14 protein-coding genes are annotated in these 12825 nt (G+C 72.5%); 4 read left to right on the plus strand and 10 right to left on the minus strand.

What is annotated here, in order from left to right:
* Positions 1-107 precede the first annotated feature (107 nt).
* Positions 108-899 (plus strand): class F sortase, encoded by a 792-nt coding sequence (locus H7A72_RS13210; RefSeq protein WP_185220826.1) that lies wholly within the window; start codon positions 108-110, stop codon positions 897-899.
* Here H7A72_RS13210 and H7A72_RS13215 read toward each other — a convergent pair.
* The 9 genes from H7A72_RS13215 to dacB form a co-directional block, all read right to left on the minus strand.
* Positions 892-1365, minus strand: coding sequence for a DUF3180 domain-containing protein (locus H7A72_RS13215; protein WP_185220827.1), 474 nt, complete (start codon positions 1363-1365; stop codon positions 892-894). The two genes, H7A72_RS13210 and H7A72_RS13215, sit on opposite strands and share 8 nt — an antisense overlap.
* The gene (gene folK, locus H7A72_RS13220) at positions 1365-2219 is read right to left on the minus strand and encodes a 2-amino-4-hydroxy-6-hydroxymethyldihydropteridine diphosphokinase (protein WP_084452544.1); all 855 of its coding nucleotides are present in this window, start codon (positions 2217-2219) and stop codon (positions 1365-1367) included. The genes H7A72_RS13215 and folK overlap by 1 nt, the downstream gene beginning before the upstream one ends.
* Positions 2216-3160, minus strand: a complete 945-nt coding sequence (folP, locus tag H7A72_RS13225) for a dihydropteroate synthase (RefSeq protein ID WP_223277649.1) — start codon at positions 3158-3160, stop codon at positions 2216-2218. Before folP ends, folK begins: the two co-directional genes overlap by 4 nt.
* A complete protein-coding gene (gene folE / locus H7A72_RS13230; RefSeq protein ID WP_084452546.1) occupies positions 3157-3732 on the minus strand; it encodes a GTP cyclohydrolase I FolE in 576 nt (191 codons plus the stop codon). Before folE ends, folP begins: the two co-directional genes overlap by 4 nt.
* A 3-nt stretch (positions 3733-3735) precedes the next feature.
* On the minus strand, positions 3736-5880 hold the full coding sequence (gene ftsH / locus H7A72_RS13235) for an ATP-dependent zinc metalloprotease FtsH (protein WP_072625459.1): 2145 nt from the start codon (positions 5878-5880) through the stop codon (positions 3736-3738).
* A 304-nt stretch (positions 5881-6184) separates the two neighbouring features.
* The gene (hpt, locus tag H7A72_RS13240; protein WP_185220828.1) at positions 6185-6736 is read right to left on the minus strand and encodes a hypoxanthine phosphoribosyltransferase; all 552 of its coding nucleotides are present in this window, start codon (positions 6734-6736) and stop codon (positions 6185-6187) included.
* A 28-nt stretch (positions 6737-6764) separates the two neighbouring features.
* A complete protein-coding gene (gene tilS / locus H7A72_RS13245) occupies positions 6765-7769 on the minus strand; it encodes a tRNA lysidine(34) synthetase TilS (RefSeq protein WP_185220829.1) in 1005 nt (334 codons plus the stop codon).
* Position 7770: 1 nt separating this feature from the next.
* A complete protein-coding gene (locus H7A72_RS13250; RefSeq protein WP_185220830.1) occupies positions 7771-8814 on the minus strand; it encodes a zinc-dependent metalloprotease in 1044 nt (347 codons plus the stop codon).
* A gap of 32 nt (positions 8815-8846) precedes the next feature.
* The gene (gene dacB / locus H7A72_RS13255) at positions 8847-10220 is read right to left on the minus strand and encodes a D-alanyl-D-alanine carboxypeptidase/D-alanyl-D-alanine-endopeptidase (RefSeq protein ID WP_185220831.1); all 1374 of its coding nucleotides are present in this window, start codon (positions 10218-10220) and stop codon (positions 8847-8849) included.
* 106 nt (positions 10221-10326) lie between these two features.
* Between dacB and H7A72_RS13260 the strand changes: the two genes are divergently transcribed.
* Entirely contained in the window at positions 10327-10959 is a 633-nt protein-coding gene (locus tag H7A72_RS13260; RefSeq protein WP_084452555.1) for an inorganic diphosphatase, read from the plus strand.
* Here H7A72_RS13260 and H7A72_RS13265 read toward each other — a convergent pair.
* Positions 10943-11392 carry an SRPBCC family protein gene (locus H7A72_RS13265; RefSeq protein WP_084452653.1) on the minus strand — a complete coding sequence of 150 codons (450 nt, stop codon included), beginning with the start codon at positions 11390-11392 and terminating at the stop codon, positions 10943-10945. The genes H7A72_RS13260 and H7A72_RS13265 overlap by 17 nt on opposite strands.
* A 93-nt stretch (positions 11393-11485) precedes the next feature.
* Between H7A72_RS13265 and H7A72_RS13270 the strand changes: the two genes are divergently transcribed.
* On the plus strand, positions 11486-12379 hold the full coding sequence (locus tag H7A72_RS13270; RefSeq protein WP_185220832.1) for an alpha/beta fold hydrolase: 894 nt from the start codon (positions 11486-11488) through the stop codon (positions 12377-12379).
* Complete coding sequence (locus H7A72_RS13275; protein ID WP_185220833.1) at positions 12379-12798, plus strand: hypothetical protein; 420 nt, start codon at positions 12379-12381, stop codon at positions 12796-12798. Before H7A72_RS13270 ends, H7A72_RS13275 begins: the two co-directional genes overlap by 1 nt.
* Positions 12799-12825 lie beyond the last annotated feature (27 nt).

Here is a 12825-nt window from a genome sequence, read left to right on the forward strand (position 1 = left end):
CGGGATCCACTTCCCACCCGGCGGCCCGTACCGTTGTCCCCAGGGGGAACTCCGTGTGCCCCCCGGACGTTGACCTCGACAGCCGACACATGACATGGGAGGACCGTGTGACGACTCCGCCGACGCGACGACAGAAGTGGCGCGAACGCAAGCAGTTCCGGCGCACGACGTGGCTCATCGCCGCCGCCGTGGCGCTCTTCATCGGGGGTGGCGCAGCCGCTGGTGCCTGGTGGACGCAACGCGACGACGATCCGTCCGCGCTGCCGGTCGGCACCTATGTCCCGCCGAGCGAGATCACCGAGCCCTCACGCCAGCCGGAGAGCTCGTCCTCGACGAGCCAGCGCTCGAGCTCCTCGTCCTCCTCGTCGAGCCCCTCCTCCGCAGCACAGCGCAGCGACGCCTCACCCTCGAGCGAGCAGGGCTCTGTGGAGGCGCCGGCCGGCAGCCCCACACGCGTGCAGGTTCGCTCCGGCGGTCGCGACATCGTCGACGCCAGCCTCGAGGCGACGCTGCTCGACTCCGAAAAGGTGCTGGCTCCCCCCTTCGGCACCGCGGGCTGGTACGCCGAGCCGGGCTGGCCCAAACCGGGCTATCAGGGCGCGAGCATCCTCGTCGGCCACATCAACCACGGCAGCAACCCCGACGTCTTCTGGAACCTGCCCCGAGTCAAGATCGGCGACGTCGTCACCGTCACCTACGGGTCGGGTCGGACCGTGAAGTTCAAGATCACCAAGTCGGAGCCCGCCTCGAAGAAGGGCGTGCCGCAGGACGACTCGATCTGGGACTGGGACAACCCCAACCCTGTGCTGCGCCTGATCACCTGTGACCCGGAGACCCCGATCAACCAGGGCCACTACGAGGGCAACTGGGTGGTGTGGGCCGACCAGATGGTCAGCTGAGGGTCGAGCTCTCCGACTCGTCGTCGTCATCGTCGTCGACGCGACACCACCACTGCACGACCATGCCGGCGGCGAGGAGGGCGATCGCCCCGAGGCCCGCCACCGACCAGGCCAGCGCGAGCTCACCGCGCCCCGCATAGCCGATGTCCGGTGCCAGGGCGAGGGCCTGACCGAGGTAGAGACCGGCGACGACGGCGCCCGTGATGGCGCTGGCCTGGGCCAGCCGCAGGATCCGCTCGGCGACGATCGGGCCGACGTGGGCGCGACCGTGGCGCATCCGCCACATGCGGCGCCCCGTCACGACGACGACGGCGGCCATGCCGAGCAGCAGCACACCGGTGAACCACCCGACCCGCAGCGGGGAGTGGCCACCGGAGATCCACCAGCGGCCGAAGCCCCAGCTGAGGACGCCGGCGACCGCGAGGACCCCCAGGACGGTCGGCAGGCGCAGTCCGCGGTCGAGCATCACAGGTCCTCGATGTCGTCGGTGTCGACCTCGGCGAGCAGGTCGGCGACCCGACGGGTCGCGCCGCCGACGCGCAGGACAGCCTCCGGGTCGACGCGCGACCACGGCTGCAGGACGAAGCCCCGCTCGTGCGCGCGCGGGTGCGGCAGGGTCAGCTCGGGAGCATCGCTCACGACGTCGCTGCCGTCGCGGGGGTCGCCGTACTGCACGAGGTCGAGGTCGAGCGTGCGCGCGCCCCACCGGACCTCGCGGACCCGCCCGTGCCGGGCCTCGACGGCATGGAGTCGCGCGAGCAGCTTGCCCGGCGACAACGACGTCGTGGCGACGAGCACGGAGTTGGTGTAGCGCGGCTGGTCCGGGCCCCCGACCGGCTCCGTCGTGACGAAGGGAGCCCGCCGCACCCCGTGCACGGCGTCGCCGAGGTCGTCGACGGCGGCCTGCAGGGTGCGGGCGGCGTCGCCGAGGTTGGCGCCCAGGGCGATGACGACCGGCACCTCGCGACGACGGTGGACGCTCACGCTGACGTCCCCGAAGGGCACTCCGACCGGCGCGGACGGCTTGTGGACGGTGACGTCGACGGCCCGCACGACCGGGCGTGCGAGCGCGTCACCGGCGATCTGCTCGGCCAGGGACTCGATGAGGTCGAGCGAGGGACCCTCGATCCGGGCGACGACGTCGGCACCGACCTCGGCGTAGCTGACCGTGCGGTCGAGGTCATCACTGGCGCCGGCCGGCGCGAGGTCGAGGTGGAGCACGACGTCGACCACGAAGTCCTGCCCGTCGCGCTTCTCGTCAGGCAGGACGCCGTGGAAGCCGCGGGCGCGCACTCCGAGCAGGCTGATCCGGTCCCTCACTGGTCGCTCCCCGAGGTGCGAGGCCGTCCGCGGCCGAGCCCATCCCCTTCGCTCCCTGAGGTGCGAGGCCGCCCGCGGCCGAGCCTCGAAGGGACCTCACCCAGAGCAGCCGCGACGTCGATCGCGTCGACCGTCGCGGTGACGTCGTGGACCCGCACGCACCACACCCCGGCGCGGGCGGCACGGGCGCTCGTGGCGGCGGTGACGACGGCACGGGCGTCGAGGGGGCGTTCGTCGCCCTCGGCCCGCCCGACCTTGCCGAGGAATCCCTTGCGCGAGGTGCCGAGCAGCACCGGCAGCCCGAGGTCGACGACCGGCTCGAGCCCGGCGAGGAGCGCCCAGTTGTGCTCGGCCGTCTTGGCGAAGCCGATGCCGGGATCGAGGACGAGCTGCCCGCGCTGCGCCCCCGCGGCGAGCAGCACGTCGACCCGCTCGAGGAGCTCGGCGCACACCTCGGCGACGACGTCGTCGTAGTGCGCCCGCGTCTGCATGTCGTGGGCGTGACCGCGCCAGTGCATGACGACGAAGGGAGCCCCGCTCTCGGCGACGAGGGCCGGCATCTGGGGGTCGGCCAGTCCGCCGCTCACGTCGTTGATGATCGCGCCACCGACGGCGAGGGCCTCCCGGGCCACCTCGGCACGCATCGTGTCGACGGAGACGACGACACCCTCGGCGGCCAGGGCCTCGACGACCGGCACCACGCGGCGCAGCTCCTCGTCGAGGGAGGGGCGGGTCGCGCCGGGGCGGGTGGACTCACCACCGACGTCGACGACGAGCGCCCCCTCGGCGACGAGTGCCCGGGCGTGGGCCAGGGCCGCATCGGTCTCGATCCACCGGCCGCCGTCGCTGAAGGAGTCGGGCGTGACGTTGACGACGCCCATGACGACCGGGCCCGGCCGGTCAGCGGCCGCCGCGAGGTGCGCGAGGACCGGGTGGGTCACCGGGCGGCCCCGGTGAGCAGAGCCATCGCCTCGGCGCGGGTCGTCGCGTCGCGCAGCTGGCCGCGCACGGCGGAGGTGATGGTCGTCGCGCCGGGCTTGCGCACCCCACGCATCGACATGCACAGGTGCTCGGCCTCGACGACGACGATGACGCCACCGACGTCGAGGTGCTCGACGAGTGCGTCGGCGACCTGCGTGGTGAGTCGCTCCTGCACCTGGGGCCGCTTGGCGAAGAGGTCGACGAGACGCGCGATCTTCGACAGGCCGGTCACCTTGCCGCTGCTGCCGGGCAGGTAGCCCACGTGGGCGACGCCGTGGAAGGGCACGAGATGGTGCTCGCAGGTCGAGTACAGCGGGATGTCACGGACGATCACGAGCTCGCCGTGGTCGATGTCGAAGGTCGTCGCGAGCAGCTCGGCGGGGTCCACGTGCAGCCCGGAGAAGACCTCGGCGTAGGCGCGCGCCACCCGACCCGGGGTGTCGACGAGACCGTCGCGGTCGGGGTCCTCTCCCACCGCGAGCAGGATCTCGCGGACGGCTGCCTCGATGCGCGGCAGGTCGACGTCGGTCATGGCTCAGGCGGGCCCGTCGCCGTCCGCGCGGTCGGCCGGCGGCGCCTGACGGATCTCGGTCGTCGGGTCCTCGGCATAGGGGCTCGCGCCCTCCTGGGCCGCCCGGTCGATCGCGTCGGTCACCCGAGCGTCACCCTGGCTCGCCTCACCGTGCGCTGCCTCGCGCTCGACGCTCGAGGGCACCGTCACCGGGGCGCCCTGCTCGGCCTCGCGCTTGCGCACGGCCTCCTGCTCCGCGGGGGTGAGCACCGGCGGGATCGTCGAGATCGTGCGGTGCTCGCTGCTCAGCCACGTCGGGCGGACCGGGCGCTTGCGCACGTCGGCGAAGATCTCGGCGAGCTCCTTGGCGTTGAGCGTCTCGTGCTCGAGCAGCTCGAGGACGAGGCGGTCGAGGATGTCGCGGTTGTCGTTGAGCGCGTGCCAGGCCTCGTCGTGGGCGTCCTCGATGAAGCGGCGCACCTCCTCGTCGACGATGGCGGCGATGTTCTCGGAGTAGTCGCGCTGGTGGCCCATGTCGCGGCCGAGGAAGACCTCGCCCTGGGACTGGCCGAGCTTGACCGCGCCGATGCGCTCGCTCATGCCGAACTCGGTGACCATCTTGCGGGCCATCGACGTCGCCTTCTCGATGTCGTTGGACGCACCGGTCGACGGGTCGTGGAAGATGATCTCCTCCGCGACGCGGCCACCGAGGGCGTAGGCGAGCTGGTCGAGGATCTCGTTGCGGGTCGTCGAGTACTTGTCGTCGACGGGCAGCACCATCGTGTAGCCGAGGGCCCGGCCACGCGGCAGGATCGTGATCTTGGTGACCGGGTCGGTGTGGTTCATCGCCGCGGCGACGAGCGCGTGCCCGCCCTCGTGGTAGGCGGTGATCTTGCGCTCCTGCGCGCTCATGATCCGGGTGCGCTTCTGCGGGCCGGCGATGACCCGGTCGATGGCCTCGTCGAGGATCGCGTCGTCGATGAACTGCTTGTCCGAGCGCGCGGTGAGCAGCGCCGCCTCGTTGAGCACGTTGGCCAGGTCGGCACCGGTCATGCCCGGGGTACGGCGGGCGACGGCGAGCAGGTCGACACCGGGAGCCATCGGCTTGCCGGCGGCGTGCACCTCGAGGATGCGGTGCCGGCCGAGCATGTCGGGATTCTCGACGGCGATCTGGCGGTCGAAGCGGCCCGGGCGCAGCAGCGCCGGGTCGAGGATGTCGGGGCGGTTGGTCGCCGCGATGAGGATGACATTGGTCTTGACGTCGAAGCCGTCCATCTCGACGAGCAGCTGGTTGAGCGTCTGCTCGCGCTCGTCGTGACCACCGCCGAGACCGGCGCCACGGTGACGACCGACGGCGTCGATCTCGTCGACGAAGATGATCGCCGGCTGGTTGGCCTTGGCCTGCTCGAAGAGGTCGCGCACCCGGCTGGCACCGACACCGACGAACATCTCGACGAAGTCCGAGCCGGAGATCGAGTAGAAGGGCACGCCCGCCTCGCCGGCCACGGCGCGCGCGAGCAGCGTCTTACCGGTACCGGGCTGGCCGTAGAGCAGCACGCCCTTGGGGATCTTGGCGCCGACGGCGAGGAACTTGCCGGAGTCGCGCAGGAACTCGACGATCTCGTGCAGCTCCTCGACCGCCTCGTCGGCACCGGCGACGTCGGCGAAGGTCACCTTGGGGGTGTCCTTGGTCGCGAGCTTGGCCTTGGACTTGCCGAACTGCATGACCTTGGAGCCGCCGCCCTGGGCCTGGCTGATGATGAACCAGAAGAGGGCGACGAGCAGCAGGAGCGGCAGGAGCGAGAGCAGCAGGCTCGACCACACGCTCGGGGTCTCGACGGTGTCGTTCTGCACGCCGTCGACGTTGTCCTCGACGATGTCGAGCATGTGCGAGGCGCGGGCGTCGATGAACTCGGTCTCGACCTTGTCGGCGTCCTTGACCGCCTCGCCGTCGGAGTAGGTCTCGCCCTCCTTGAGGTCGAGCTGCAGCAGGTTGTCGGTCGTGAAGTGGGCCTTGTCCACCTTGCCGTCGGTGACGAGCTTTTCGGCGGCGGAGGTGTCCACCCGCGCGTAGTCCCCGCCACCACGGGTGGTGAACATCAGGACGAAGACTGCGATGAGCAGCAGCGCCCAGAAGGCGGGGGCACGGAAGATCTTCTTGGCGTTCATACGGGTACGGGGGCTTCCCGGACTTCCTGACTCGACGACGTGGCGGCCACCGGCAGGGCCGGGGCAATCAGGACGAAACTACCTGACCGCCGCCCACCAGCGGCTATCTGGCCAACGACCACCCATCCCCCGGTGTTCCCGGCCCCTCCCGGTGGTCGAGCTTCGAGGAGCGCAGCGACACATCGGTGGTCGAGCTGCGAGGAGCGCAGCGACACATCGGTGGTCGAGGTGCGAGGAGCGCAGCGACGCATCGGTGGTCGAGGTGCGAGGAGCGCAGCGACGAGCCTCGAGACCCCGCGCCCCGCTACGAGTAGACGTGCGGCGCGAGCGTCGCGACGTCGCGCAGGTTGCGGTAGCCCTCGGCGAAGTCGAGGCCGTAGCCGACGACGAACTCGTTGGCGATGTCGAAGCCGACCCAGCGGGTGTCGATCTCGACCTTGGCGGCGTCGGGCTTGCGCAGCAGGGTGAGGATCTCGACGGAGGCCGGCGAGCGGGACTCGAGGTTGGCGCGGATCCACGACAGCGTCAGGCCGGAGTCGATGATGTCCTCGACGATGAGCACGTGCTTGTCGGTGATGTCGGCGTCGAGGTCCTTGAGGATGCGCACGACGCCCGAGGACTTGGTGCCGGAGCCGTAGGAGCTGACCGCCATCCAGTCCATCGGGGCGGAGCCGGGCAGGTGGCGCATGAAGTCGGCCATGACCATGACCGCGCCCTTGAGCACGCCGACGAGGAGCACGTCCTTGTCCTGGTAGTACTCCCACACCTCGGCGGCGAGCTTGCCGAGTCGGGTCTGGATCTGCTCTTCGGTGAGGAGCACCTCGACGAGGTCGTCCTTGATGTCCTTGGAGTCCACAGCTCTCCTTGCTCGGGTCGGGCGGCTCTCATTGTCCACCAGGTGCACGTGCGATGTGCACCCGGTCGCGGTCTCGGCGCACCCTCTGGTCGCCGGGCAGGTGGAGTGGTCCCTGGCCGTGCCAGTCGGTGACGAGCCGGTCGCAGGCGGCGACGTGACCGGCCGTCAGGTCTCCTGCCGGCGCCCCGGAGCGCAGCAGCAGGCGCCGCCAGACCCGGGAGCGAAGGGCGGGGGCCAGCTCCGCGAGCTCCCCCACCGGCACCCCGGCCGGGTCGTCGTCGGGCGTGGCCCGCTCAGCGAGGTCGTCGAGCAGGTCGGCGTCGTCGCGCAGCAGGTCGGCGCTGCGGACCAGCGCCTCGGCGATGCCGGGCCCGAGGTCGCCCTCGAGGTCGGCGAGCGCCTGCCGCGCGCGCACCCGGGCGTAGGCGCGGTCGGAGTTCATCGGGTCCTCCCACGGCGTGAGGCCCCACTCCTGACAGGCCTGCCGGGTCGTGGCGCGCGGCAGGTGCAGCAGCGGCCGGGCGAAGGGAGTCCCCTCCCGGACCACGAGCACGGCCATGCCGGCCAGGGACCGCGCACCGGAGCCGCGGGCGAGCCCGAGCAGCACCTGCTCGGCCTGGTCGTCGCGGGTGTGCCCGAGGAGCACGAGGTGGGCGGGGTGGTCCTCACCCATCGCGGCCGCGGTCTCGGCGAGAGCCGCGTAGCGCGCCTCGCGCGCGGCCGCCTCGAGGCCCTTGCCGCTCGCGGTGACGAGTGTCGGGACCACGGCGACCGGCCCGAGCCCGAGGTCGGCGCAGTGCTGGGCCGCGAGGAGCGCGACGTCGGCGGACTCCTCCTGCAGCTGGTGGTCGACGATGATCGCGCCCGCGGTGACGTCGTGCGCCGGCGCCTCGGCCGCCAGAGCGGCGGCGAGCGCGAGGGAGTCGGCTCCCCCGCTCACCGCGGCGAGCGCCAGCGAGCCCGCGGGCAGCCCCGCGAGAGCCGCGCGGACCCCCCTTCGGCACTCGGCCTGGGAGGGGTGACCGGCGCCCACGTCAGCCGTGGACCCGCTGCACCCAGGCGGCGGGTTCGGTGATCTCGCGTGCGGTGGGCAGCGTCTCGGGCGAGGTCCACACGGCGTTGAAGCCGTCGACGCCGACGGCGTCCTGGACCGTGCGGACAAAGGTGGCGCCGTCGCGGTACTGACGCATCTTGGCCTCGAGGCCGAGGAGGCGACGCAGCAGACGGTCGACGGCACCGGCGCCCTTGCGGCGCTTGGTGAAGCGGGCCCGGATCGTCGCCACGGTCGGGACGTGCTCGGGGCCGACGTCGTCCATGACGACGTCGGCGTGGCCCTCGAGCAGCGACATCACGGCGGTGACCTGGGCCATCCGCTCGCGCTGCTCGGGCGTGATGACGAGCTCGGCCAGGCCCTGGCTGTCGCCGGAGAAGACCCGCGGCAGCTGGGTGGTCACCTGCTCGAGGCGGGTGCGCAGGGCCTCGGAGTCGGGCATGAGGTCGCCGGCGAGGCTGCGGGCGCTGGTAACGAGGTGGTCGCGCAGCCACGGCACCGCGGTGAACTGCACCCGGTGGGTCTCCTCGTGGAGGCAGACCCACAGGCGGAAGTCGCGGGGCACGGCGTCGATGTCGCGCTCTGTCGCGACGATGTTGGGCGCGACGAGGAGCAGCGCCGGGTCTCCCTCGGGCGCCAGGTCGTACTGGCCCAGCACCTTGGTCGAGAGGAAGGCGAGCATTCCGCCGGCCTCGGCCCCGGTGATCTTGGAGCCGACGGCCTGGGCGGCCGCGGAGGGCTCCTTGGTCTTGCGACGCGACGCGGCCTCGAAGGCAGGGTCGAGCATGCCCGACATCGACGCGGCGTTGACCTCGATCCACGTGCGGCGATCGATGACGAGCGGAGCGGGCGCGTCACCGGGAGCGCGCAGCCGGGAGGTCGCGGCGACCGGCTCGACGGCCTGCCCCGCCAGCGCCCGGATCTCCTCGACGGCCTCGACCGCCTCCTCGGGGCTGACGTCGGGGCCGGGCGGCACGAGCCGCGTGCCCGCGGAGGTGGCGAACTTCCAGTCCACGTAGTTGGTCACGGTGCCACCCTACGGAGCCGGTCCACGTCGAGTCAGCGGCAGCCGCAGTCGGTGAGGTCGGCGACGACCTCGTCGAGGGCCGCGCGGGCGCCGAGCGTGCCCGTCGTCGAGGGCACCCGGTCGGCGACCAGCACATAGGTGAGCAGCCGGCCGTCGGCGGTCGTCGTCGTCCCGGCGAGGGCGGAGGTGCCGGTGAGGGTGCCGGTCTTGGCGCGGGCGATGCCGGCGGCCCCACGGGACTCCTCGACGAGGAAGCGGTCGTGGAGCGTGCCGGTGAGGCCCGCGATCGGCAGGTCGGACAGCACCCGGGTCATGCTCGTGGCGCTGCCGGTGATGCCCAGCTGCATGACATCGGAGATCACCCGCGCAGGCACGACCTGGCCCGAGCTGAGGCCGCTGTTGTCCCTGAGCTTGGCCCCGGTCATGTCGACCCCGGCGTCCTCCAGCGTCGTGCGGACCCAGCGGGTCACCTCGGCGAAGCTCGCCCCGGCGCCGTCGGCGACCGCGGCCTGGCGCGCGACGTTTTCGGTGAGGGCGTTGTCGGAGTGGTCGAGGGCGAGCGCGAGGACGTCGCCGAGCGGGGCCGACTCGACGGACCCGAGCTCCTCGGCCCCCTGGGGCGCCGGGGTGCGCCAGGTGCTGGAGGAGTCGTCGACGCTGACGGAGACGCCCGCCTTCTTCAGCTGGGCGGCGAGGGCCGACAGGACCTTGCGCTCGGGCACCTTGGGTGAGGGCTTGAAGGGCTCGGGCCGGTCGCCGGCGAGCCCGACCATCGACACGCCCTGCGTGTAGCCGGCGGCGACGTCGGCCATGGACCAGCCCGGCGCGTAGCGCTGCCCCGCCGCGTACGTCGCGTCGAGGCGAAGGGAGTAGCGCGTCCCTCCCTTCGTCTGCAGCGAGGCGGCCACCTCCTCGGCGAGGTCGGCCAGGCCCGCCCGGCCCTCGACCGCGGTCGGGTCACCGGCACCCTTGGCCAGCATCGTGTCGCCGGAGGCGACGAGGACCAGCTCGTCGCCCTCGCCCTGCACGACCGTGGTCTTCATCGTCGTCGTCAGGTCGGTGCGCTCGGCGACCGCGGCCGCCGTGAGGAGCTTGGCCGTCGAGGCGGGCGTCTGCGCGCGGTCCTCGTCCTGGGCCCACAGGGTGTCGCCGGTGAGCGCGTCGCGGACGACGACGCCGACGCGCGGCCCGAGGGCGGAGGCCCCGACGTCACCACGCAGCTCACGGGCCAGCCCCTGCTCGGTCGGGACCGGTGCCGTGGTCGACGCGGCGGGCAGGACCGACTCGGCCGGCTGGTACTCGGGGGCCTGCTCGGCGACCGCCTCGTCGATGGTGAGGACGCCCGGGACGCGGTCGTGGGCGTCGGCGAAGCCGTAGCCGACGGCGAGGGCTGCGACAGAGGTCACGGCGATCAGAGTGCGGCGCACGCGCGGCCCCCTGCGGTGAATTGGCGGTGGTGGTGGAACACTGGGCCCGAGAATAGTTCACCCGTCACAGACAAGAGGTACGACTGTGGAGTTCGACGTCACCATCGAGATCCCGAAGGGCCAGAAGAACAAGTACGAGGTCGACCACGAGACCGGTCGCATCCGCCTCGACCGCATGCTCTTCACCTCCATGGCCTACCCGAGCGACTACGGCTACGTCGAGGACAGCCTCGGCGAGGACGGCGACCCGCTCGACGCGCTGGTGCTGCTCGACGAGCCGACCTGGCCCGGCTGCCTCGTGCGGGCGCGGCCGATCGGCATGTTCCACATGCGCGACGAGGCCGGCGGCGACGACAAGGTCCTGTGCGTCCCGGCCGGCGACCCACGCAAGGAGGGCATCAAGGAGCTCGAGGACATCAGCGAGTTCTGGCGCCTGGAGATCCAGCACTTCTTCGAGACCTACAAGGACCTCGAGCCCGGCAAGTCCGTCGAGGGTGCCCACTGGGTCGGCCGCGAGGAGGCGGAGCGCACCGTCACCGAGGCCATCGAGCGCGCCAAGGCCGCCGGCATGAGCACCGCCCGCTGGACGATGCCGACCTCGGCCCACTCGCAGGCCCACCCCGACGCCTCCCACTCGCCGGAGGACATCGAGGCCGCTTCCGCGCGCGCCCACGAGGAGCTCGCGACGAAGGACAAGCCGCTCAGCGACGACGAGTGATCTCGCGCGCCAACCCGCGGCGGCCCTGCCGCATCATCCACGCGTGGTTGGCCCGCAGCACCGCAGGCGAGAGGGTCGCCGCCCGGGACCACCGGGCGGCGACCCTCACGTCTTGGTCGAAGACCGCGCTCGTCCCGCCCCGCGGGTCGCTGCCGATCGTCCACCCGGCCCACCCCGCAAGGTCACCGTCGAGGCGCACCCGCAGGTGGCCCCCTTCGCGGTCCTCGATCTCGCGGGTGAGGACCAGGTGCAGGGTCAAGGGCAGGGCGCTGCGGATCCGCCCGCGGCCGGACGTCTGGTCGATCCGCTCGAGCGAGCGGATCTGTGGCCACCACCGCGGGTAGCCCTCGATGTCGGCGAGCGCCGCGACGACCGCGTCCCGCGGAGCGTCGAGCACCCACTCGTGGTGGAAGACGAAGCGCGGCCCTGGCACCTGCCCATCTTCCCCGGTCAACCACGTGGGTCGAGGTGCGAGCGCCAGCGAGCCTCGAGACCACCCCGCCGGTACGTCAACTACGTTGGCCCCGTGCGCTACTACTCCCGCGACGGACTGACCTTCGACCTCGACGACCTCGGCCCGCAGGAGGGTGACGTCGTCGTCCTGCTGCACGGCTGGCCGCAGGACCGTACGTCGTGGCACTCGGTGGCGCCGCGGCTGGCCGAGGCCGGGCTGCGGGTCCTCGCGCCCGACCTGCGCGGCTACTCCCCCGGCGCCCGCCCGGGCAACCACCTCGACTACGTCATCACCGAGATCGTCGGCGACGTGACCGCGCTCCTCGACGAGGTCGGCGCGGAACGGGCGCACGTCGTCGGCCACGACTGGGGCGGGGCGCTGGCCTGGGCGATCGCCGCCCGCGAGCCCGACCGCGTCGAGACCCTCACCGTGCTGTCCACGCCGAGCCCCGCCGGGATGGCCGCCGGCATGCGATCCGGTGACCAGCTCAAGCACTCCTGGTACATGGCCCTCTTCGCCCTGCCGGTGCTGCCGGTCCTCTTCTTCCGGCTCTTCGCCCAGCAGGTCCTCGAGCGGATCGGCATGCCCCGAGAGCGCGCCGCCCACGACGCCCGCCGGCTGAAGACCCCGGGAGCCGCCGAGGGGACCTTCGCCTGGTACCGGGCCGCCCTCTCCCCCACCCTCATGTGGCGCAAGCGCCGGTCGAAGGGGGGTCCCCGCCGCAGCGTGCACCGTCGGGTCATCCCGACCGCCTACGTCTGGGGGACGAAGGACCCCGCCTTCGGCGAGGTCGCGACCCAACGCACGGTCGAGCAGCTGCGCCGTCGCGCCGGCGACCAGCCCGGGCTGGCGATCATCCGGCCCCTCGAGGCCGGCCACTGGCTCATGGAGACCCACCCGGAGGTCGTCGCCGACGTGGTCCTCGAGCGGATCGGCGCCCGGCGCGACGAGGCCCTCGCGGGCTGATGCGCACCCCTCGTCGGGCGGTCCTGCTGGGCGGGCTCGCCCTGTCGGTCGGGGCGTGCGGCCGACGCAGCGACGCAAGAGCGGTCCAGGAGGCGCTGCAGTCCGCCGTCAGCGCCCTGCCGGTGTACGTCGACGGCCGGGTCCAGTACCAGGACTCGGCCTCGGCGGGCACGACGATCAGCGGGGTGCTGACCCTGCAGGGCGCCGACCGCACGGCCGTCGCCGCCGCTCTCGGGTCCGTCCTCGAGGCGGTCGCCCGGACCTACCGGGAGCAGCCGCACGTCCGCACGGCGTTCGTGCGGCTGGAAGCCCACCCGACGGGCAACCCGGCTGAGCGGGTGCCCACAGCCGGCGTCGTTCCGCCGTCGACGGGGAGCAACACGACCACCGAGGACCTCGAGGAGCACTTCGACCTCTGAGGTGCGCGCAGCGGCCGTCGACCCGAT

This window comes from Janibacter sp. YB324, from assembly GCF_014217915.1.
GTDB classification, from domain to species: Bacteria; Actinomycetota; Actinomycetes; order Actinomycetales; family Dermatophilaceae; genus Janibacter; species Janibacter indicus.

What these genes read in the sequence shown, in the direction of transcription:
- H7A72_RS13215 (WP_185220827.1), bottom strand. Translation starts at nt 1,365, where the DNA reads ATGCTCGACCGCGGACTGCGCCTGCCGACCGTCCTGGGGGTCCTCGCG.
- ftsH (WP_072625459.1), bottom strand. Translation starts at nt 5,880, where the DNA reads ATGAACGCCAAGAAGATCTTCCGTGCCCCCGCCTTCTGGGCGCTGCTG.
- H7A72_RS13275 (WP_185220833.1), top strand. Translation starts at nt 12,379, where the DNA reads ATGCGCACCCCTCGTCGGGCGGTCCTGCTGGGCGGGCTCGCCCTGTCG.
- folE (WP_084452546.1), bottom strand. Translation starts at nt 3,732, where the DNA reads ATGACCGACGTCGACCTGCCGCGCATCGAGGCAGCCGTCCGCGAGATC.